Annotated in this window: 1 protein-coding gene; it reads left to right on the top strand. The window is 37.4% G+C overall.

Features of this window, described 5'->3' with window-relative positions:
* Positions 1-206 (top strand): hypothetical protein (locus Q4550_RS24400; protein ID WP_303536847.1); only part of this gene is annotated, 206 nt, incomplete at both ends.

Genomic DNA, 206 nt, shown 5'->3' with positions numbered 1-206 from the left:
TCAACTCAAACAATTACGTGGGAAGTGCAATACAATTACAATGAGAAAACAATCTCTAGAGCGGATGCTGTTCTTCTCGATTTATTTAATGACTCCCTGGAATTAGTACCAAACTCTATTACAGTAGAGCAGGTTACGATTAATGATAGTGGTAAGGAATCAGGTACAAACCCTGTTTCGAATTACACTATTTCTCCTGAGTCAGA

It is taken from the genome of Anaerobacillus sp. 1_MG-2023 (assembly GCF_030547345.1).
GTDB classification, from domain to species: domain Bacteria; phylum Bacillota; class Bacilli; order Bacillales; family Guptibacillaceae; genus Guptibacillus; species Guptibacillus hwajinpoensis_B.
The sequence above is the reverse complement of the archived record's forward strand: the minus strand, read 5'-3'. Positions and strand labels throughout refer to the sequence as shown.